Annotated in this window: 19 protein-coding genes; 5 read left to right on the top strand and 14 right to left on the bottom strand. The window is 72.0% G+C overall.

Annotated features, from left to right (window positions below):
- Positions 1–50 precede the first annotated feature (50 nt).
- From ACWEMJ_RS15805 to ACWEMJ_RS15815, 3 genes are read left to right on the top strand one after another with little or no spacing between them, the layout of a single operon-like run.
- Positions 51–374, top strand: coding sequence for a hypothetical protein (locus ACWEMJ_RS15805; RefSeq protein ID WP_452137607.1), 324 nt, complete (start codon positions 51–53; stop codon positions 372–374).
- Positions 374–1,309 carry a WXG100 family type VII secretion target gene (locus ACWEMJ_RS15810; protein WP_452137608.1) on the top strand — a complete coding sequence of 312 codons (936 nt, stop codon included), beginning with the start codon at positions 374–376 and terminating at the stop codon, positions 1,307–1,309. Before ACWEMJ_RS15805 ends, ACWEMJ_RS15810 begins: the two co-directional genes overlap by 1 nt.
- Before the next feature lie 29 nt (positions 1,310–1,338).
- Positions 1,339–1,938, top strand: coding sequence for a hypothetical protein (locus tag ACWEMJ_RS15815; protein ID WP_452137609.1), 600 nt, complete (start codon positions 1,339–1,341; stop codon positions 1,936–1,938).
- 715 nt (positions 1,939–2,653) lie between these two features.
- Here the strand turns inward: ACWEMJ_RS15815 and ACWEMJ_RS15820 are convergent.
- The 11 genes from ACWEMJ_RS15820 to ACWEMJ_RS15870 all read right to left on the bottom strand — a co-directional run bounded on the left by ACWEMJ_RS15820 (position 2,654) and on the right by ACWEMJ_RS15870 (position 12,730).
- A complete protein-coding gene (locus tag ACWEMJ_RS15820) occupies positions 2,654–3,370 on the bottom strand; it encodes a sirohydrochlorin chelatase (RefSeq protein ID WP_452137634.1) in 717 nt (238 codons plus the stop codon).
- 281 nt (positions 3,371–3,651) lie between these two features.
- A complete protein-coding gene (locus ACWEMJ_RS15825) occupies positions 3,652–4,551 on the bottom strand; it encodes an ABC transporter permease (RefSeq protein ID WP_452137610.1) in 900 nt (299 codons plus the stop codon).
- The gene (locus ACWEMJ_RS15830; RefSeq protein ID WP_452137635.1) at positions 4,538–5,329 is read right to left on the bottom strand and encodes an ABC transporter ATP-binding protein; all 792 of its coding nucleotides are present in this window, start codon (positions 5,327–5,329) and stop codon (positions 4,538–4,540) included. The genes ACWEMJ_RS15825 and ACWEMJ_RS15830 overlap by 14 nt, the downstream gene beginning before the upstream one ends.
- A 173-nt stretch (positions 5,330–5,502) precedes the next feature.
- Entirely contained in the window at positions 5,503–6,648 is a 1,146-nt protein-coding gene (locus ACWEMJ_RS15835) for an aliphatic sulfonate ABC transporter substrate-binding protein (protein WP_452137611.1), read from the bottom strand.
- A 226-nt stretch (positions 6,649–6,874) separates the two neighbouring features.
- Positions 6,875–8,206, bottom strand: a complete 1,332-nt coding sequence (locus ACWEMJ_RS15840; RefSeq protein ID WP_452137612.1) for a sulfate adenylyltransferase subunit 1 — start codon at positions 8,204–8,206, stop codon at positions 6,875–6,877.
- A gap of 2 nt (positions 8,207–8,208) precedes the next feature.
- Positions 8,209–9,147, bottom strand: coding sequence for a sulfate adenylyltransferase subunit CysD (gene cysD, locus ACWEMJ_RS15845; protein WP_452137613.1), 939 nt, complete (start codon positions 9,145–9,147; stop codon positions 8,209–8,211).
- Positions 9,144–9,710, bottom strand: a complete 567-nt coding sequence (gene cysC / locus ACWEMJ_RS15850; RefSeq protein ID WP_452137614.1) for an adenylyl-sulfate kinase — start codon at positions 9,708–9,710, stop codon at positions 9,144–9,146. The genes cysD and cysC overlap by 4 nt, the downstream gene beginning before the upstream one ends.
- 47 nt (positions 9,711–9,757) lie before the next feature.
- A complete protein-coding gene (locus ACWEMJ_RS15855; protein ID WP_452137615.1) occupies positions 9,758–10,456 on the bottom strand; it encodes a phosphoadenylyl-sulfate reductase in 699 nt (232 codons plus the stop codon).
- Complete coding sequence (locus ACWEMJ_RS15860; protein WP_452137616.1) at positions 10,440–10,616, bottom strand: hypothetical protein; 177 nt, start codon at positions 10,614–10,616, stop codon at positions 10,440–10,442. The genes ACWEMJ_RS15855 and ACWEMJ_RS15860 overlap by 17 nt, the downstream gene beginning before the upstream one ends.
- Positions 10,613–12,334, bottom strand: coding sequence for a nitrite/sulfite reductase (locus tag ACWEMJ_RS15865; protein WP_452137617.1), 1,722 nt, complete (start codon positions 12,332–12,334; stop codon positions 10,613–10,615). The genes ACWEMJ_RS15860 and ACWEMJ_RS15865 overlap by 4 nt, the downstream gene beginning before the upstream one ends.
- A 189-nt stretch (positions 12,335–12,523) precedes the next feature.
- Positions 12,524–12,730: a putative leader peptide gene (locus ACWEMJ_RS15870; protein WP_452137618.1), complete on the bottom strand. Its 207-nt coding sequence runs from the start codon at positions 12,728–12,730 to the stop codon at positions 12,524–12,526.
- A gap of 181 nt (positions 12,731–12,911) precedes the next feature.
- Between ACWEMJ_RS15870 and ACWEMJ_RS15875 the strand changes: the two genes are divergently transcribed.
- Positions 12,912–13,985: a YihY/virulence factor BrkB family protein gene (locus ACWEMJ_RS15875; protein ID WP_452137619.1), complete on the top strand. Its 1,074-nt coding sequence runs from the start codon at positions 12,912–12,914 to the stop codon at positions 13,983–13,985.
- 66 nt (positions 13,986–14,051) lie between these two features.
- On the opposite strand, the gene ACWEMJ_RS15880 is transcribed toward ACWEMJ_RS15875, so the two are convergent.
- A complete protein-coding gene (locus ACWEMJ_RS15880) occupies positions 14,052–14,411 on the bottom strand; it encodes a hypothetical protein (RefSeq protein WP_452137620.1) in 360 nt (119 codons plus the stop codon).
- The gene (locus tag ACWEMJ_RS15885) at positions 14,402–15,631 is read right to left on the bottom strand and encodes a hypothetical protein (protein ID WP_452137621.1); all 1,230 of its coding nucleotides are present in this window, start codon (positions 15,629–15,631) and stop codon (positions 14,402–14,404) included. The genes ACWEMJ_RS15880 and ACWEMJ_RS15885 overlap by 10 nt, the downstream gene beginning before the upstream one ends.
- A gap of 457 nt (positions 15,632–16,088) precedes the next feature.
- Here ACWEMJ_RS15885 and rsgA point away from each other — a divergent pair, with 457 nt between their 5' ends.
- On the top strand, positions 16,089–17,171 hold the full coding sequence (rsgA, locus tag ACWEMJ_RS15890) for a ribosome small subunit-dependent GTPase A (RefSeq protein WP_452137622.1): 1,083 nt from the start codon (positions 16,089–16,091) through the stop codon (positions 17,169–17,171).
- 428 nt (positions 17,172–17,599) lie between these two features.
- On the opposite strand, the gene ACWEMJ_RS15895 is transcribed toward rsgA, so the two are convergent.
- Positions 17,600–20,677, bottom strand: coding sequence for an AfsR/SARP family transcriptional regulator (locus ACWEMJ_RS15895; RefSeq protein ID WP_452137623.1), 3,078 nt, complete (start codon positions 20,675–20,677; stop codon positions 17,600–17,602).
- Positions 20,678–21,102 lie beyond the last annotated feature (425 nt).

Here is a 21,102-nt window from a genome sequence, read left to right on the forward strand (position 1 = left end):
TGCCCGCGCCCGTGCCGCAGGCCCTGGCAACGGGGAAGAGGTACGCCGACATGGCGGGGGAGTTCACGGTCGAGCCGGACGCACTGCGCCGGTTCGCCCGCACCAGCATGGAACGGGCCGAGAAGCTGCGGGCGATCCGCGCCGAACTCGGCGGACACCAACTGTCGCCGACCGCCTTCGGGAAGCTCCCGGAGTCCGACGAGACCGGCCGCGACTACGTGGAGCGCTCGGAGGCGGCGATCGAGAACGCCGGAGCGGCCGCCGACACCATGGACCGGATCGGCGAGTACGCCGACGGCATGGCCGGCGCGTACGAGCGGGTCGACGAGGGCGTCGGGCGGACCATGGAGGCGATCGCCGGAGGGCTGGGCTGATGAGCGGACCGATCTCCGGCGCGGTCGACGCCTACACGAAGATCAACGACTGGATGTCCCCGCTGGGCAGCGTGATCGACGAGATCATGCGTCCCATCGTGGAACCGCTCGCCGAGCCGCTGGAGTTCGTCACCGGCGACCCGGAGGGCCTGGAGGCCGCCGCCGAACTGTGGCGCAAGCAGGCCGACCAGCTGCGCGAGGTGATCGCCGACCAGCGGCGCGACCGGGCCGCGCTGGCCGGCGAGTGGCAGGGTGAGGCGTCCGAGGCGTTCCAGCGCGAACTCGCCGAGTACGAGCAGGCGTTGGAGGCCGAGGCGGAGGACATGGCGGGCACCGCCGAACTCCTCGACGAGGCCGCCGCCGAGGCCCGGATGGCGCAGGACCTGGTCGAGACGGTGATCCGTGAGCTGATCGAGTGGGCGATCATCACGCTCGCCGCGTCGCTCGCGTTCAGCGTGATCACCGCCGGCATCTCGCTGGCCGCCGAAGCCGCCGCGGCGGCCGCCGAGGGCGCCATCGCCAGCGCCCGAATAGCCAACCTGGTAAGGAAGTTGGCCAGCGCGCTGAAGAAGATCGCGGACGCCATGAAGGCCCTCAAGGCGGTCTCCAAGCGCCCGCACCTGAACCCCAAGAAGCCCTGGACCTGGAACCGGCCGATCGACGTCGAGGCGTACCTGGCCAAGACGGCGACCAAGGCGATCGGCAAGGCCGGCCTGCACGGCATCGGCCTCACCGGCAACCCGGCCGGCGAGGCGCTCCAGCAGATCACCCAGAGCGGCGCCGGAATCATCGCGGACGAGGCCGACGACCGGATCAGCGGAAACCCCGGTCCCAGCACCGGACTTCGGCAGAAGACCGGCATCGCCCAGCCGGCGAAGGAGCCCGAGATGAGTCCCGAGGAGCGCCGTCGGCGCTTCGAGGACGCCTTCGGGTAAGTCGGCCCACCACTGACAGGAGAACCCACGTGCTCGACCGGGACCGCCAGTTCGCCACGCCGTTCCTGACCGCCGGCGAGCGGCTGCTCGGCGCCGCGCCCGTCTCGCTGGCGCCGGGCATCCCGCGCCCGCCGGAGGAGTTGCTGGCGCCGCGCGAGCCGGGCGAGCTCGAACAGAAGCTGGCCAAGCCGTTCAGCCTGCTGCGGCGCGCCTACGCGGTGGTCAACCCGGTGTCGGCGGCGGTCGGCGCCGTCGAGGACCGGATGATGGACGTCGTGCCGGACTCCGCCTGGCACGGCAGGGGCATGGCCGGCGACTGGCACTCCACCGCCGGCCGCCTCGTCGTCCGCCTGCACGAGGACGGCGCGAACGGCAGCGCCCTGCTCGTCCTCACCGACCGCCGCCTGCTGCTGCTCGCCGACCGCGCCAAGCTCTGGCAGCTCACCGAACAGCACGCCCTCCAGTTCGAACTGCCCCGCCACGAGATCACCGCCGCCCAGCGCAACGCCAAGGGCGTCACCCAGCGCGGCCGCCTCGACCTCCACTTCCGCGACGGCTCCTGGGCGGGCCTGACCACCCCGCTGCCGTCGGCGGCGGACGAACTCGCGGTGGCGTTCCAGCAGTTCTGACACAGCTCACCGGGCTCGGCCCGGCCCGTCCCGCCCTCGGCGCCTTTGGCCGCCGGGGGCGCTGTCATTGCGCCCGGCGGCCGTCCGCCGCACCTCCGGCCAGCGATGCGGCACACCACGAGCCCAGTCGTCCAAGCACGGTGACGGACCGTCATTGCCGGCCACTGTCCAGTGGTATTTCGGCTGCACCCGCCTCTTTCCGCGTGGCGGCAGAGGTTGATCGGATGGGCCCGACCAGCGAGCGTGCTCGGTCGGTCGGCGTAAAGTCGTTGAACTGTATGCGAAATGAGTGGGCATCAAGTCAGCCCGGAGCTCGTTCCCATTCGTCTTCCGTGAAGCGGGTCCATGAAAGATGGGGAGGGATGGCTTGCTCGTTCACGATGTACAGGCCGCACCAAGGCACCGTCTGTGTACTTATTCTGATTGTCAGTCAAGTCGCTAGAAGGATTGCCTGAAAGGGCTGTGGGATGGGCTTCATAGCACCGCTTTGGGGTGATTTGCCTACCGAAAAGCCTGATTGATCCCCTATGTCTTTGCCTAGGCCTCTCGTGAGGCTTGGCGAAGAGCAGCCTCGAATATTTGAGAGGGACCCGTCGAATTAACTTCCGACGGGGCCCTCCTGCGGTCTTTACGGCAACGCCGACGGCGACGTCGGCGGACGGGTGCTGCACGCATGGCCGGCGGGGTTACCCCCGTCCGCAGGCCGGTGGTGAGGTCAGGCCGTGTGTACCGCGGGCGCGTCTGCCGCGAGGGCCGCCTCGTGGTGGCGGGTGAGGACCAGGCGGGTGAGTTCCGGGGCCGCGCCGAGGGGGGTTGCGAGGTGGTCGGCGGTGGCTGCTGCGGTGGCGATGCGGTCCGGGAGGAGGCCCGGGGCGAGGAGGTACGGGGCGACGGCGGTGGTGTGGACGGTGGGGGTGCGGCGGAGGGTGGTGAGGGCGTCCGTGACGGTGGGGGTGGTGGCGGAGGCGTAGGCGGTGGTGACGGCGGCCCAGCCTCGGGTGCGTTGCCAGGTGGCGGCGACGGCGCGGGTGGTGGCGTTGGCGGCCGGGTCGGAGGAGCCGGCGGCGGCCAGGACGATGCCGGTGCGGGCGCGGACCGCCGGGTCGGTGACGTCGAGGCCGGTCTCGGCGAGGCGGCGGTCGAGGGCGTCCAGGAGGAGCGGGGACGGGCCCAGGACGTCGGCGACGGGGATGGTGGAGCCCGCGGCGCGGAGGGCGGCCGGGATGTCGTGCTTGGCGTGGAAGGCGCGGTTGAGCAGGAGAGGAACCGCGATCGCGTCGGTGAGGCGGGGGGCGACCTGGGCGATGCGGGGGGCGCAGTGGTCCAGGTAGGCGGTGGTGACGGGGAGTTCGGGGCGGAGCTCGCGGATCGCGTCGGCGAGGGCCTCGACGGTGGCGGCGTGGCGGGGGTCGCGGGAGCCGTGGGCCAGCAGGAGGAGGGGTGCGGCGGCAGCCGGGTGCGAGCGGCGGGCGGGGGCGGGCGAGGTGCGCGGCTGCGGGAAGTCGCCTTCCGCCGCGCGCAGTTCCGCCCCCTCGCCTTCGGCTGGGAGGTACCCCCCGCGCCCCTGACGGGGCGCGGGGTCACGGCGCGTCAGGTCGCTGCGCTCGTGGCGCGGCGCGAGGCTACCGCCCTGCCCCCGGTCGCGTTGCTCGTGGCGGGGCGCAGCCGCCGGGGTGGGCGGCTGTTGGGGGGAGGGGCGGAGAGCCATCGGTGTCAGCGGGTGGTGACGAGGAGGCCGCGGCTGCGCAGGACGCGGCGTTCGAGGGGGGAGAAGAACAACAGGTCGATGGCGACGCCCACGGTGAGGATGAGGAGGATGCCGAGGAGGACGCCGGACATGTTGGTGAACTCGCGCTGGTTCTCCAGGTAGCGGCCGAGGCCGAGGCCAAGGTCGGGGGAGGAGGCGATGAGTTCGGCGGCCATCAGGGAGCGCCAGGAGAAGGCCCAGCCCTGCTTGAGGCCGGCCAGGTAGCCGGGGAGCGCGGCGGGGAGCAGGATGTGGCGGGCGCCGCGCAGGCCGGTCGCGCCGAGGGTCTGGCCGGCGCGGAGGAAGAGCGGCGGGACCTGGTCGACGCCGGCGATGAGGCCGTTGGCGATGGAGGGGACGGCGCCGAGCAGGATGACGGCGTACATGGCGGAGTTGTTGATGCCGAGCCAGATGACGGCGGCGGGCACCCAGGCGACCGACGGCAGCGACTGGAGGCCGGAGAGGACCGGTCCGAGCGCGGCGCGCACCGGCTTGACCTGGGCGACCAGCAGGCCGATCGGGGTGCCGATCACGACGGACATCAGGAAGCCGGACAGGCCGCGCCAGACGCTGGTCCAGATGATGGAGAACAGCGTTCCCTCGTACCAGAGTTCGGTGAGGGAGTGCCAGACGTTGGCGGGGCTGGGCAGCTTGTCGGGCGTGGTGAGCTCGAAGGTGTAGGCGAGCTGCCAGATGACGAGGACCAGGGCGACGCCGAGGACGGGCGGCAGGACGGAGCGGCGCAGCACCACGGGGAGCGGGGTGCGCTCGACGGAGACGGTTTCGAGCGCGTCCAGGCCGGCCTCGACGCCCGCGGAGTCGTCGGCGGCGGCGGCCGAGGTGGGGAGGGTTTCAGTTCTGGACATGGCGGCGGATCTCCCCACGCAGTTCTTCGGTGATCTCGACGGACAGATCCGCGACCCCGGCGGATTCGATGCGGCGCGGCTGCGGCAGGTCGATGCGCCACTCGCGGGCGATCCGGCCGGGCCGGGAGGAGAGCAGGACGACGCGCTGGGCGAGGCGGACGGCTTCGCGCACGTTGTGGGTGACGAACAGGACGGCGAGCTGCCGTTCGGCCCAGATGCGGGTGATCTCGTTGTGCAGGACGTCCCGGGTGATGGCGTCGAGGGCGGCGAACGGCTCGTCCATCAGCAGGACCTGGGAGCCCTGGGCGAGCGAGCGGGCGAGGGCGACGCGCTGGCGCATGCCGCCGGAGAGTTCGTGGACGCGCTTCTTGTAGGAGCCGCCGAGGCGGACCAGGTCGAGCAGGCGTTCGGCCTCGGTCTGCCGGTCGGCCTTGGCCACGCCGGCCAGGCGCAGCGCGAGTTCGATGTTCTTGCCGGCGGTGAGCCAGGGGAACAGCGCGTGGTCCTGGAACATCAGGGCGGGGCGTCCGCCGGGGACGTCGATGGTGCCGGAGGTGGGGCGGTCGAGGCCGGCGACCAGGTTGAGCAGGGTGGACTTGCCGCAGCCGGAGGCGCCGAGCAGGGTGACGAACTCGCCGGGGGCGACGGTCAGGCTGATGTCGTCGAGGACCGGTGCGGCGGTGCCGGGGCGGCCGAAGGTCTTGTGCACGTGCGAGAGGCGGACGGCGAAGTCGCCGTCCGGGTGGTCCGCGCCGGGGGCGTCGGGCGAGGTGGTCAGTGCCGTGGTCACGGGCACCTCCTGCGGGTGTGGTCCGGGCAGGGCAGGGAGCGGCGGTGAGTCGCCGGTGTCCGGGGTCCGCCCCGCGCCCGCCCGTGGTGTGGGCATCGAGCGGCGGGCGCGGGACGGAACCCGGGGCCTGAGCGGTTGGAAGAAAAGCCTTGGGGCGGGGCCTACTTGGCGCCGAGGCCGGCGTCGGCGACGGCGGGCTGCCCGGCTGCGGCGAGCACCTTGTTGAGCAGGGTCAGGTCGTAGATCCCGGCCAGGTTGGGCTTCTTGAGCAGGCCGGCGGTGACGGCGTGGTCGGCCTCGGACTGGAGGGTGTTCGCCAGCGGGTCGTCGATGAAGTCGATGTCCTGCCAGGCCGGGTCGAGGATCGCGGCGTCGAGCGCGTTGCCGGCGTCGGCCTTGATCTGCTCGTTGGCGGCGGCCTTCGCCTGGTCGGGGTTGGCCTTGATCCAGGCGTTGGTCTTCACCGAGCCGCGCAGGACGGCCTCGACCACGTCGGGGTGCTCGCTGAGGAACTTCTGCGACACGATGACGTTGGTGATGACGAACTTCCGGTCCGGCCAGACGTCCTTCTCGTTGAGCAGGACCTTCGCGCCGAGGGTGACCAGCTTGGAGGCGGTCGGCTCGGGCACCCACGCGCCGTCGATGGAGCCGGACTTGTAGGCGTCGGGGGTGACCTTGTTGTCGCTGCGGATCACCTTGACGTCGCCGTCGCCGCTGTTCGCGTCGACCTTCCAGCCCTTGCCGGCCAGGTAGTTGAGCAGCGCGACGTCCTGGGTGTTGCCGAGCTGCGGGGTGGCGATCTTCTTGCCCTTGAGGTCGTCCACCGAGGTGATCTTCGCGGGGTTGACCACCAGCTTGACGCCGCCGGAGGCCGAACCGCCCACGATCTTCAGGGACTTGCCGCCGGACTGGGTGTAGCCGTTGATCGCCGGGGAGGGGCCGATCCAGCCGATGTCGATGGAGCCGGCGTTCAGCGCCTCGATCTCGGCGGGGCCGGCGTTGAACACCTGCGTCTTGATCTTCGTGCCGCCGAGCTCCTGCTGGAGGATGCCCTGCTTGAGGCCGACCAGGGCGGTGCCGTGGGTGAGGTTGGCGAAGTAGCCGATCTTCACGGTGTCGGCGGAGAGCTTCGCGCCGGACGCGGCGGGCGCGGGGGCGGCGGTCTTGTCGTCGCTCTTGGAGCCGTACGAGCAGGCGGAGAGCAGCCCGGCGGCGGTGAGGACGGCGACGCCCGCGACGGCGGCGCGTCTGATCCGGCCGGCCGTGGGGCGGGTGGGGGTATGGGTGGGCAGGGTGCTGGGTGCCATGACGAGGTGTCCCGTTCGTGGAGTGAGGAAGGTGAAGGTGCCTGACGGAGGCCGGTCCGCCCGGCCGGTCCTGCTGTGGACAGGATCGGCGGGTCGGGCCCGGTGACAGGGGCTCTGTGCCCCTGTCAGCCCCCACATCGCGTCAGGCCGCCCTGGCCGCTGCCGAGGACGCCGCTGCCGATGCGGCCGCCTTCCTTGTCCATGCCCGAGAACGCCTCGCTGGGCATCAGACCCAGTCCTCCTCTGTGGAAGCGTCGATGGTGCTGACGACGGTGTCGAACGCCTCGCCCGCCATGCCGGCGGTGAGCGTGGTGCCGTCGGCCGGGTCGATCAGGATGAACGAGCCGGTGCGGCGGTTGTCGCGGTACGGGTCGAGGGCCAGCGGCTCGGCGGTGCGCAGCACCACGTGCCCGATGTCGTTGACGTTCAGCCCCTCGGCGCCGGGCCGCTGTTCGAGCGTGTCGATGTCGATCCGGTACGAGATCTCCTTGACGAGCGCGCGCACGGTGCGGGTGGTGTGCTTGAGCAGCACCTTCGCGCCGACGTGCAGCGGACGCTCGTTCAGGTGGCAGACCGTCGCCTCGATGTCCTTGCTGGGGACGGCGGTCGGGCCGGCCGCGAGCAGGTCGCCGCGGGAGATGTCGATGTCGTCGGCGAGCCGGACGGTCACCGACTGCGGCGCCCAGGCGACGTCGGTGGCCACGCCGAGCGCGTCGATCGCCGCGACGGTGCTGGTGTGGCCCGAGGGCAGCACCGTCACCGGGTCGCCGACCCGCAGCACGCCGGAGGCCAACTGCCCGGCGTAGCCCCGGTAGTCGTGGTGCTCCTCGGACTGCGGCCGGATCACGTACTGGACCGGGAACCGGGCCGGCTCGACGCTCGGGTCGGAGCCGACCGGGACGGTCTCCAGGTGCTCCAGCAGCGTCGGGCCGCCGTACCAGTCCATGTGCCCGGACGGCTCGACCACGTTGTCGCCGGCCAGCGCCGAGATCGGCACCGCGACGACGTCCTTCACACCGAGCGTGGCCGCGTAGGCGGTGAACTCCTCGGCGATGGCCGCGAACACCGGCTCCGCGTAGTCGACCAGGTCCATCTTGTTGACGGCCAGCACGACGTGCGGGACGCGCAGCAGCGCGGCGACGGCGGCGTGCCGGCGGGTCTGCTCGACCACGCCGTTGCGGGCGTCGACCAGCACCACGGCGAGTTCGGCGGTGGACGCGCCGGTCACCATGTTGCGGGTGTACTGCACGTGGCCGGGGGTGTCGGCGAGGATGAACCGGCGCCGGGCGGTGGCGAAGTAGCGGTACGCGACGTCGATGGTGATGCCCTGCTCGCGCTCGGCGCGCAGGCCGTCGGTGAGCAGCGCCAGGTCGGGCGCGTCCTGGCCGCGGCGGCGGGAGGCGTGCTCGACGGCCTCCAACTGGTCGGCCAGCACCGACTTGGAGTCGTGCAGCAGCCGGCCCACCAGGGTGGACTTGCCGTCGTCGACGCTGCCCGCGGTGGCGAAGCGCAGCAGCGAGGTGGCGCCCCGCTGTTCAGAGGGCTGGGCTGTGGTCATGCTTAGAAGTACCCCTCGCGCTTGCGGTCTTCCATGGCGGCCTCGGACAGCTTGTCGTCGGCCCGCGTCGCGCCGCGCTCGGTGAGGCGGCTGGCGGCGATCTCGGCGATCACGGCCTCGATGGTGTCGGCGTCGGAGTCGACGGCGCCGGTGCAGGACATGTCGCCGACGGTGCGGTAGCGCACCAGCCGGGTCTCGACGCCCTCGTGCTCCTTCGGGCCGCCCCACTCGCCGGCGGTCAGCCACATACCGTCGCGCCGGAACACCTCGCGATGGTGGGCGTAGTAGATCTCCGGCAGGGCGATGTTCTCGCGCTCGATGTACTGCCAGACGTCCAGCTCGGTCCAGTTGGACAGCGGGAACACCCGGACGTGCTCGCCGACCGCGTGCCGGCCGTTGTACAGCGACCACAGCTCGGGGCGCTGGCGGCGCGGGTCCCAGGCGCCGAACTCGTCGCGCAGCGAGAACACCCGCTCCTTGGCGCGGGCCTTCTCCTCGTCGCGCCGGCCGCCGCCGAACACCGCGTCGAACTTGTTCGACTCGATGGCGTCCAGCAGCGGGACGGTCTGCAGCGGGTTGCGGGTGCCGTCGGGGCGCTCGCGCAGCACGCCGCGGTCGATGAAGTCCTGGACGGAGGCGACGTGCAGCCGCAGGCCGTGCCGCGCCACCACCCGGTCGCGGTACTCGATGACCTCGGGGAAGTTGTGCCCGGTGTCCACGTGCAGCAGCGCGAACGGCACCGGCGCGGGCGCGAACGCCTTCAGCGCGAGGTGCAGCATCACGATGGAGTCCTTGCCGCCGGAGAACAGGATCACCGGCCGCTCGAACTCGCCCGCCACCTCGCGGAAGACGTGCACCGACTCCGCCTCCAGGGCGTCCAGGTGCGACAGCGCGTAGGGGTTGTCGGCGGGCCGGTCCAGGCGCTGGGTGATGACGGTCATGCCAAGCCCCTCTCGGTCAGGAAGGCGTGCAGTTCGCCGGCGGACTCGGCCACCGTCCGACCCTGCGTCTGCAGGCGCAACTCGGGCTTCTCCGGGGCCTCGTACGGGTCGTCGACGCCCGTCAGCCCGGAGATCTCGCCCGCCGCCTGCTTGGCGTACAGGCCCTTGACGTCCCGCTCCGAACACAGCTCGACCGGCGTGGCGACGTGGATCTCCAGGAACTCGGTGCCGTTCGCGGCGTGCCGCTCGCGCACCGCGGCGCGGGAGTCCGCGAACGGGGCGATCACCGGGGCGAGCACCTTGACGCCGTTGGCGGCGAGCTTCTCGGCGACGAAGCCGATCCGGGTGACGTTGGTGTGCCGGTCCTCGCGGGAGAACCCGAGGCCCTTGGAGAGGAACTCGCGGATCTCGTCACCGTCCAGCACCTCGACCCGGTGGCCCTCGGCGCGCAGCCGCTCGGCCAACGCGAACGCCAACGTGGTCTTTCCGGCGCTGGGCAGCCCGGTCAGCCACACGGTGGCGCCGCGCTCGCGGCCCGCTGCCGGGGTGTCGGCGGTGGTCACGGTGGTAACTCCTGACGGTCGGTGACGGTGGAACAACTGCGGGCGGCTCAGAGGTGGATGCCGCACTCGGTCTTGCCGGAGCCCGCCCAGCGGCCGGCCCGCCCCTCCTCACCCTCGCCGGGCTTGGCGGTGCAGGACAGCGGCGAGCAGCCGATCGAGGTGTAGCCCTCCCACAGCAGCGGGTTCAGCAGTACCCCGTTGGCCTGCACGTACGCGTCCACGTCCTGCTGCGTCCAGCGGGCTATCGGGGCGAGCTTCACCTTGCGGCGCTTGGCGTCCCAGGCCACCACCGGGGTGTTCGCCCGGGACGGCGACTCGTCGCGGCGCAGGCCCGTCGCCCAGGCGTCGTAGCCGCCCAGGCCCCGGTTCAGCGGCTCGACCTTGCGCAGCGCGCAGCACAGGTCCGGGTCGCGGTCGTGCAGCCGCGGCCCGTACTGGGCGTCCTGCTCGTCCACGGTGAGCTTCGGCGTCAGCGTGATCACGTTGACCGGCATGGTCGCGGCGACCGCGTCCCGGGTGCCGATGGTCTCCGCGAAGTGGTAGCCGGTGTCCAGGAACACCACGTCCACGCCGGGCAGCACGGTGGAGGCCAGGTGCGCGACCACCGCGTCCTCCATCGAGGAGGTGACGCAGAACCGCTTGCCGAAGGTGTCGGCCGCCCACCGCAGGATCTCCTGCGCGGACGCCTCCTCCAGCTCACGGCCCGCCTTCAGCGCGGCGGCCTCGTAGTCAGTCGCGGTGGTCATTTCCGGTCTCCCCGTCGGACGTCGACAACAGGCCGAGGAACTTCAGCTGGAAGCCCCGGCGGCAGGCCCGGCACTCCCACGCGCCGTGGCCGCTCTCGGACGGGCGCAGGTCCTCGTCCCCGCAGTACGGGCAGTAGAACGGCGCGGCTCGCTCACTCACGACAGCTGCTCCTCGCTCGCCCGCACCGCCCACTGCGCGAAGCGCTCGCCGTCCTGGCGGTCCGCCTGGTAGCGGACCAGCAGGCGCTCGACGTAGTCGGGCAGTTCGGCGCTGGTGACCTTCAGGCCGCGGATCTTGCGGCCGAACGCGGCGTTCTCGAAGCCGAGCGAGCCGCCCAGGTGCACCTGGAAGCCCTCGACCTGCTGCCCGTCCGCGTCGGTGACCAGCTGGCCCTTGAGGCCGATGTCGGCGGTCTGGATGCGGGCGCAGGCGTTCGGGCAGCCGTTGATGTTGATGCTCAGCGGCTCGTCGAACTCCGGCAGCCGGCGCTCCAGTTCCTCGATCAGGGTGCGGCCGCGGTCCTTGGTCTCGACGATCGCGAGCTTGCAGTACTCGATGCCGGTGCAGGCCAGCGTGCCGCGCCGGAACGCGGACGGGGTGACCCGCAGGTCGAGCGCCTCCAGGCCGGCCACCAGCGAGTCGACCCGGTCCTGCTCGACGTCCAGCACGATCAGCTTCTGCTCGACGGTGGTCGCCACCCGGTCCGAGCCGTGCTCGGCGGCCAGGTCGGCGATCTGCTGGAGCAGCTTGCCGTTCAGCCGGCCGACCTTCGGCGCGAAGCCGACGTAGAACCGGCCGTCGTTCTGCTGGTGCACGCCCACGTGGTCGCGCCAGCGGCCGGCCGGCTGCTCCGGGCCCGGACCGTCCGTCAACTCCCGCTTCAGGTACTCGTCCTGGAGGACCTGCCGGAACTTGGCCGGCCCCCAGTCGGCGACCAGGAACTTCAACCGGGCGCGGTTGCGCAGCCGCCGGTAGCCGTAGTCGCGGAAGATGCCGATCACGCCGGCCCACACGTCCGGGACGTCCTGGAGCGGCACCCAGGCGCCGAGCCGGACGCCCAGCTTCGGGTTGGTGGACAGGCCGCCGCCGACCCACAGGTCGAAGCCCGGGCCGTGCTCGGGGTGGACCACGCCGACGAACGCGATGTCGTTGATCTCGTGGACCACGTCCAGCAGCGGCGAGCCGGAGATCGCGGTCTTGAACTTGCGCGGCAGGTTGGAGTACTCGGGGTTGCCGATGTACCGGCGGTTGATCTCGTCGATGGCCCAGGTGCCGTCGATGATCTCGTCGGCGGCGATGCCCGCCACCGGCGAGCCGATCACCACGCGCGGGCAGTCGCCGCACGCCTCGGTGGTGGACAGGCCGACCGACTCCAGCTTCTCCCAGATCGCCGGGACGTCCTCGATCCGCACCCAGTGGTACTGGACGTTCTGCCGGTCCGTCACATCGGCGGTGCCGCGCGCGTACTGCTCGGACGCCTCGCCGACGGCGCGCAGCTGAGCGACGGTCAACTGACCGCCGTCGATGCGCACCCGCAGCATGAAGTACTCGTCCTCCAGCTCGTGCGGCTCCAGGATCGCGGTGCGGCCGCCGTCGATGCCCTGGCGGCGCTGGGTGTACAGGCCCCACCAGCGCATCCGGCCGCGCAGGTCCGCCGGGTCGATCGAGTGGAAGCCCGACTTGGAGTAGATCGTCTCAATGCGTGTCCGAACGTTGAGACCGTCGTCGTCCTTCTTGAACTGCTCGTTGGCGTTCAGCGGGGTGTAGTGCCCCATCGCCCACTGGCCCTCGCCGCGGTGGCGGGTCGCCTTGCGAGCGGCGGGGCGGGCGGCGGCGGCGCCGGCCTGAGGCTCGTCCGGCTCGGGAGTGCGGGCCATGGTGTCAGTCCTTTGAGCGGCGTGGCAGGTGCGGGGGTGCTGGCGGATCCCCGGGCGTGCCCCGCTCCCACCTGCGGATTTCAGCAGGCGGCGGGAGGGGTGACGCTGGGCCGGGGGGTGGTGCGCGCATCCGCGACGGCGGGGATGGGCGGGCAGGGCGCCGGTGGGATGGCGGCGTGCGGGTGGGGCTCAGGTCACCGGACAGATGGCGCTGGACACGCGAAGGAGGTCGACGTGAAGTCGGCCAACTAGGGTGGTTCCGGCGCTCGGCATGGCAAGAGATTCGCACGGCCGGTCGCTCGCGGTCCACTGTCGTCCGAATCCTGGACGCTGGAGTTTCGCATCATGGGACGAAGGCCGGGGTGCGGCCGCTCCGCGCCCTGCGGCCCGTCGCATCCCGGCGGCGGCGCGCCGGAGCGCGAGCGGGGGCCGATACCGTAGGGGCGTGCAAGCAGCAGGCAGTACTCCGCATCCAACCGGGGGGCCCGGACCGACCGGCGACCGACCCTCCCGCCGCCGCGGCGGACGCCGCCGCGCCGCGAAGCGAACCACCTGGTACCGCACCCTGTGGGCGCTGGTGAAGGACACCACCAACACCTGCGTCGAGTACCGCGTCACCGGACTCGCCGCGGAAGCCGCGTTCTTCACCCTCCTGTCGATCCCGCCGCTGCTGCTCTGCCTGGCCGGCACCCTCGGCTACCTCGACGACATCCTCGGCGCCGGCACCATCGTGCGGCTGGAGGCGGACATCGTCTCAGCCGCTGGGACGGTGCTCTCACCGAGCTCCATCGACCAGATCGTCCAACCGCTGCTCACCAGCGTCTTCGACAACGCCCGGCCCGACCTGATCTCGCTCGGCTTCCTGCTCTCGCTGTGGTCCGGCTCGCGGGCGCTGTACATCTTCATCGACACCATCACCGTGATGTACGGCCTGGACGGCAAACGCGGCCTGGTCAAGACCCGGATGATGTCGCTCGGCCTCTACCTCGGCGCGCTGGTGATCGGCTCCCTGGTGCTGCCGCTGCTGGTGCTCGGGCCCGGACTGCTGATCAACAGCTTCCAGGCGTCGGCCGGCGTGATCAACTCGCTCTACTGGCCCGCCGCGATCCTGCTGCTGGTCCTCTCCCTCACCACCCTCTACCACGTCGCCGTACCCGTCAGCACGCCCTGGCGCGAGGACATTCCCGGCGCGCTGGTCGCCCTGTTGGTGCTGGTGGTGTGCAGCGTCGCGCTGCGGGTCTACCTGGTCAGCTCGGTCGAGGGGCCCTCGGTCTACGGCTCGCTCGCCGCGCCCGTCGCCGTGCTGCTGTGGATCTTCGTGGTGGCGCTCGCCGTCCTCATCGGCGCCGCGATGAACGCCGCCATAGACCGCCGCTGGCCCGCCGTCGAGACCGCCGACGCCCGCGCCGAGGTCGAGCGCCTCACCGAGGACGCCGCCGTCCAGCGCGGCCGCGAGGCCGCCGCCCGCCGGGCCGCCGAACGCGCCGAACGCACCCGCCAGTTCGGGCTCGCCGACGGCCACGACGAGGAGCTCTTCGACGAGGAGGACGGCGGCGACGCGCCCAGCGAATATCCCGAGCGCTGGGCCGGCTTCCTCCCCCACGACGACGTCCGCCGCCGCCTCGGCGGCACCCGCCGCCGGCCCGACTGAGGCAGCCGTCGGCAGTGCGGTGAGCCCCGCCCCGGAGCGCCCGGGGCGGGGCTCTTCTCTCTCATCTCATCGCAGGATCGCACCGCCGGTGGCGAGCAGCGCGTGCACCAGCGAACCCGCCAGCGCCGCCGCACCGGGCCCGCCGTTCGCCGGTGCCGCCCCGGTCCCGCGCTCCGCCGGACGGACGGTCAGCGTGCCGCCGCGGAAGCGGACGTGCACCGTGCCGTCCGGGCCCGGCACCGCGAGCACCGCGCAGCCCGGGTGGCGCAGCCACAGCTCCTCCGCCACGTCCGGGCACCCGCCGTGCAGCACGTCCGCCAGGTGCCGCACCCGCTCCGGCTCGTCGACCCCGGCCGCGAGGTGGCGGTCGACGCGGGCCGGGGCGTCGGCGGTGGCCGGCAGGTGGACCGTCACCTTCACTGCCACCGGGCGCCTCCCGTCAGCGGGCCGGGCAGCGGCAGCGGCGGCTCGGTGGGCGGGTAGGCCGGCTCGCCCAGGTTCAGCACCCGGTAGAGCAGCCGGCGGATCCTCGGCAGGAACTCGCCCGGCTCCGAGGAGATCCGGGCGCCGATCTCCGCGTACGCCTCCGGCCGGTAGGTCCGGTCCGCGTACGCGAGCTGGCCGGCCAGCGGGCGCGCCGGGTCCAGCGCCGGGGCGGTCAGCGCCAGCTGCATGCCCGGCGAGCGCGGATTGACGTCCCGGTGCGGGAACCGGGCGAGCAGGATCCGGGCCCGGGTGAGCGTCGCGTACAGCGTCACCGAGCCGTGGTCGCCGATCACGTAGTCCGCGGCGACCAGCAGCGGACGCCAGTCCTCCTCCGGCGTCACCAGCGCCACCGACCCGCCGGACACCCCGTCCACCCAGCGGCGCACCTGCCAGCGGCCGTGCCCCGCCGACACGTTGGGGTGCACCACCAGCGCGGTGCGGAACCGTCCGGCGGGCAGCTCGCGCACCAGCCTCGGCAGCAGCGCGTCCAGCCTGCCGAACACCGAGCTCGGGCCCCAGGTCGAGCAGAGCAGCACCAGCTGTTCGCCGTCCGCCAGCCCGAGCGCCGCCCGGTACTCCTCCCGTCTGGGCAGCGCCGCCGCGATCCGGTCGTGGTCGCCGTCGCCGACCACCTCCGAGACCGGCAGCACCTCCGGGCAGGTCCGCTCCAGTTCCGTCAGGTCGTCCCGGTGCGGCAGCGCGTACGCCGCCGCGACCGGCCGCCCCTCCCACAGCAGGTACTCCCGGCCCAGGCCGGCCACCTGCCGCTCGTGCTGCGCCGCACCGGTGCCGCCGCCCTGGTCCCGGACGCCGGTCACCGAACCCACCGGCGGCAGCGCGCGGGTCAGCCCCACGTGCCCGGCTCCGTGCGGCAGCCGCACCAGCGGGCCGCGCAACTGCTCGATCCCGCGCGAACCGGCCGCCAGGATCAGGTCGAACCCGGTCCGCACGGCCTCCTCCCACGGCACCACCGTGCCGCCGAGCCGCATCAGGAACGCGGCCACCCCGTCGTTGAACGCGTGCGGTGCGACGGTGAAGACCACCTGCACCCGCAGATCCGATCCCAGCAGCTCGCAGATCTCGCGCAGCCGCTGGCCGTACACCTCGGTGTGCACCACTGCCAGCACGCGCTTGCAGTCGGGCAGAGTCGCCCATGACACGAGGCATCCCCCCTTTGTCCTTCCCGGCCTCCCACCGGACGGGGGTGCCCCGTGCACCCCCGCGTCCCAGAGATGTCCGCGCGCGGTGGCGGGACGACTGGAGAACCCTTGCGGACGCTTGCGGAACCCTTGTGTCAACTTCCTTGCAGAGAGGGCCTGTTGGGCCTCTTCGGCGACGGGGCGGAAATTCGGTGGCGGGCGGGGTCGGAGGGTACTAACGTGGCCCGCGCCGATCGAGGGCGCCCCACGGCGGGGTGCGCGAGGCATGTCGCCGCAGAGCCGCAGCAGAGGAGGTGAGGACCGTGAGGCCTGTCCTTGCAGGTGTTGTTTCCCGCGTTCAGAAGTCCACCGAGTCCTGTACCCCCAGGTCTGCGGCCGGCCTCGATCCGGTGTCGCCCATACGCTGACACCGCCGTGGTGCGGCCGGGGCCACCCGTACCCCGAAGGGTTCACCCCGTTGTCTTCCACGACCACTGCTGCCCACCCGCTCTCCGGCCTCGGCTGGGACGAGGACCGGGCCGCCGCCTTCCACCCGCACGCCGAGGCGGGCCTGCTCGCCGGGCGGATCACCCGCATCGACCGCGGCCGCTGCGACGTCCTGCTCGTCGACGCCGAGACCGGCGAGCCGAGCACGCTGCGCGCCGACACCCGGCCGGTCACCACGGCCGACACCATCCACAACCCGTGCACGGGCGACTGGGTGGCCGTCGATCCGTCCGCCCGGCCGCTGCCCGCCGTCACCGCCGTACTGACCCGCAGCACCGCGATCGTCCGCAAGGGCGCCCACAAGCGCTCCGAAGGTCAGGTGCTGGCCGCCAACATCGACACCGTCCTGATCGCCGTCTCGCTCGCCGCGGATCCCGACCTGGGCAGGATCGAGCGCCTGCTCGCCCTGGCCTGGGAAAGCGGGGCCGAACCGCTGATCGTCCTCACCAAGTCCGACCTGGTGCACGACGGCGAATTCGTCCGGGCGGACGTCGAGGCGATCGCCCCCGGGGTCACCGTGCTGACGGTCAGCGCCGAGACCGGGGCCGGCATGGACGCCCTGCGCGCCCTCGCCACCGGCTCCTGCGCGCTCATCGGCCAGTCCGGCGCCGGCAAGTCCACCCTCACCAACGCGCTGGCCGGCACCCACGCCATGACGGTCCAGCAGGTCCGCAGCGTCGACGAGAAGGGCCGGCACACCACCACCACCCGCGAGCTCGTCCCGCTGCCCGGCGGCGGCTGCGTCATCGACACCCCCGGCCTGCGCGGCGTCGGCCTCTTCGGCGGCGAAGGCATCGACCTCGCCTTCGCCGACATCGACGAGATCTCCGCCGCCTGCCGCTACGACGACTGCTCCCACCGCACCGAGCCCGGCTGCGCCGTCCGCGCCGCCCTCACCGACGGCACCCTGCCCGAGCGCCGCTGGGAGTCCTACCTCAAGCTCCAGCGCGAGAACGCCTGGATCGCCTCCCGCACCGACGCCCGGCTCCGCGCCGAACGCGCCCGCCACCACAAATCCCGCACCAAGGCCGCCCGCACCGGCTACCGGCCCTGACCCCCTCCCGCGCCCCGGGCACGCCCGGGGCGCGGAGAGGTCGTACCAACGAAGCCGAGCTCCGGCTAGAACATCGGGGCCAGAAGCCAGATCCCGAGCCAGGAGCAGGTGCCCGGCTCGTTGGTGCGAGGCCCGCCCGGTATGGAGCCGGGGAGCGCCGAGGCAGTCCGGTGGTTCACGAACGAGGTGTGCGTGGCGCAGCATGCCTCGGACATGCGGCGCGCGAGGGTTTCGGGCAAGTTGCTCTGAGCTCCCTGTGCGTGGTCTGCCTACGCGGAACTGCGTAGTGGGGGCCAGAGTAATCACATGGTAGGGATGAGCGCGAATCAGCTCGTTTGAATCGCGGAGGTACCACTGACGGCGTGGCCTGCACGGCAGGGTGCTGGGATTTTTGACGTGGCCATCGCCTTCTTGTGCGAATGTCGAACTTACGCTCGATCCGGCTTGGGTGGGACCTTTGACCGGAGCAGCTTCCGGTACCGCGCCAAGGTTTCCTCGGTGGCCGCTCCATCGACCGCCTGGCCGGCGCTCTCGAAGAGGGCGGGGTGGCCCGGTAGTGCACGTTGCGCCTGATCCAGACCACTCAGGGCGTCCACCTTCTCGCGCGGCGCCCCGATGGAGTGGGCGATTCGGTGGGCCTCGGAATGCATGTCGAATGCCGACTCCGGTTTTCCCGAGAGGAGGAGAAGCCGTCCCATGACATTCAACGCGCTGGCCTGGTGCCGAACGGCGCCGGCCTGTCGAAAGGTGTGAATGGCGGAATCGGCGAGTGAAATCGCCTTGTCGCGTTCTTCGGGAAGATCCATAAGGCGGGCAAGATTCGTTCGGCAAATTGCCATGTCCATCGAGCCGATCAGCCCTTCGCCGCTTTTCTGCACGTACTCGAAGGCCTGCCGGGCGGCGGATTCGTCACCAATCTCGAGGTAGAGTCCGCCGATGTTGTTGGTGACGCGCAGGGCCATCGCCTCTTCGCCGGCCCGGCGGGCGAACGCCAACGCCTCGGACAGGCTGTCGATCGCGCCCCGGGCGTCCCCCAACTCGCTCTGTACCATGCCGAGGTTTCCGACGGCGCGGGCCACCGCCTCGGCGTCGCCGAGTTCGCGGAGGAGGCCGAGTGCCTCGCTCAGCCGCTGTCGAGCGCTGTGCAGATCGTCCTGATGCCAGTGCTGTTGGCCCAGTCGCCCCAGGGCCTCCGCAGCGCCACGGCGGTCTCCGGCGGCCTGGGCCAGACTCAGCGCGCGCTCCGCCGCCTGCTCGGCGGCAGGGTAGTGAGCCACCTGCAACTCGGCGGTGGCCAAGGCGAGTTGTGCATGCATCTCGTGAAGGACGGCACCCGCGTCGCGCCAGTACTCGGCGGCCGAGCGGTGAATTTCCATGGCCTCACGCCACATGTGCCGGGTTTCCACGTGTTCTCTGACGACATGGGTGAGGGCGGCGGCCGACTCGCGATCTCCGACGGCTTGCAGGTGTTTCTGAAGGCTGAGCAGCGTGTCGATCTCGGTGGACACCCAGCGATTCGGCTCGACCTCGTCGCCCGGTTCGGCGGATCCGGTGGGCGAGCGGCCTTCGTCGTGAACTCGGACGAGAGCGGCCAGGGGGATTCGGAAGCGCCCGGGGCGGATCTTCCGATCAGCCCAATCTGCCATCGACAGAAGGTAATTGGTGGAGCGGCGTAACGAATCCCGACGGTCCTGTTCGGTCTCCTCCTGCTGCACCCGCGCCACCGCGTACGAGCGCACGAGCGAGTGGTAGCTGAATCTCTCGGCGGAGTGCTCGGCCAGCAGGCTGGCGGACAGCAGGTCCTCGATCAGCCGTTCCGCGCGGTCGACCGGGCAGCCGATCAGCGCTGCGGCGGTGCGCAGCCCGAAGTCCGCGCCGGGGTGCAGGCTCAGTCTGCGGAAGGCCGTCCGGTGGTCGGCGGAGAGGTCCTGGTACGACATGGCCAGTGCGCCGCAGAGGCTGTCGGGGCCGTCGCCGAGTTCGGTCAGCAGGCCGTTGCGGGTGAGCCGGTCCGCGAGGTGGGCGAGGGTCCAGGAGGAGCGGAAGCGGAAGCGCCCGGCGGCGAGGTGGAGGGCCAGGGGGTGGTGGGCGCACAGGCGGGTGATCTCGGCGAGCCGGTTGGTGTCGGCGGTCCGGTCGGTGCCGGCCAGACGGACGAACATCTCGGCGGACGCGGCCGGGGCGAGGGCGTCGAGCGGGACAGTGACGACGGCGGGGAGGGCGGACATCCGGTGCCGACCGGTCACCAGGACGAACGAGCCGGGTCTGGACGGCAGCAGTGGCCCGATCTGGCCGGGGCCGGCGGCGTCGTCGAGGACCACCAGGGCATGTCGGTGGGTGAGCAACTCGCGGCACTGGCCGAGGAGTTCCTCGCGCTCCACCGGGATCCGCCCGGCCGGGACGCCGAACTGCCGCAGCAGTGCGGTGGCGGCGGCCTCGGGGCTGGGATCGTGCTGCGCACCCGAGTAGGTGCCGAGTCGCAGCATGTGGACGCCGTCCGGGAAGTGGCCCTGCAGGCGGTCGGCGGCGACGGTGGCGAGGGCGGTCTTTCCGCTGCCGGGCAGCCCGCTGACGGCGATCACCGGCCTGCCTGCTCCGCTGCCCCGGCCCTCCGTCCGGCCCGGCCACTCGCCTCGCGCGGCGGCCGTGATCAGCGCCAACTCGTCCTCGCGGCCGACTAGTTCGGGAACATCCAGCAGGCCGGTGGGGCGCTTCGGCGGCCCCGGGCGGGTGGCGGCTGGAGGCAAAGTGGTGGTGCGAGGGGTGGCGGCCGGGTGGGGGATGAGGGTGGTGACGTCGGCGCCGTTGAGGATGTGGTGGTTGAGGGTGTTGAGGCGTTCGCCGGGTCTGGTGCCGAGGTCGCGGTCGAGTAACTTGCGGATGCGGCGGTGGACGGCGAGGGCCTCGGCGATGCGACCGCTGCCGTAGAGGGCGGTCATCAAGTCGGCGGCGACGCGCTCGTTCCGCGGGTTCTCGGCGGCGAGTTCGGCCAGGGTGGGGACCAGGTCGGCGTACCGGCCGAGGCGTAACTCGATTTCGGAGCGGGTCAGTTGGACGGCGAGCCAGCGGTCGTGCATGAACTTGCGGGTCTGCTGGGCCCATTCGCCGGGCAGTCCGGCCAGTGGCTCGCCCTGCCAGATGTCGTCGGCGTCGTCGAGCAGGTCGAGGGCCTGCCGGTCCTCGCCCGCCTCGACCAGGGTGTTGGCCTCCCGGGCCAGCCGGCGGTAGGCATGCCAGTCGATCTGGTCGGGTTCGGCGCGCAGGGCGTAGGTGCCGGGGCGGGAGACGATCTCGACGAGTCGCTCGCCGGATTCGGTGTCGAGTTCGGCGGCGTCCCGCAGCGCGGTCCGCAGCCGGGAGACGTAGGACTGCAGGGTGCTGGGGGCGGTGACCGGGGGGTCGCCGTCCCAGAGGCGTTCGATCAGCGCGGAGGGGGAGACCGGGCGCTCCAGATCCATGGCCAGCGCGGCGAGCAGGATCCGGACCTTCCAGCCACTGATCGGCAACGGCCTTCCACAGACCGAGAGTTCCACCGAACCCAACAAGTGCAGATACACCCGGGTGCCTCCTGTCGCCGGTTCCTCGGACGCGCAGGAGGTGAGCATGGCACGGGTGGGGGCATGCTGCTATAGCACCTCCGAGTATCCGCTGCCAGTTTTCCCGCATTGTTTCGGCCGTTCTCACGCCCTTCTGGTACAAGCCGCGCCCCCCGCCCGGAGGGCAGGCACCGATCACCGGACGGGCCGCCCGGACGGCCGTCAGCTGCGCCGGGACTGCCGGGGACGCACGGGAGGCGGCGGCTCCCCGAGTCGCGGCCGCGGGTGTCGGCGTCCTTCGGCGGGCGGTCGGTCGTCCACGGCCGGGCCACGTGCTGACCGGCCGCTGTCGTCCCACCCCGGACGCGACCGTACCGATCGATCCAGTGGAGGAA

This window comes from Kitasatospora sp. NPDC004531 (genome assembly GCF_053602195.1).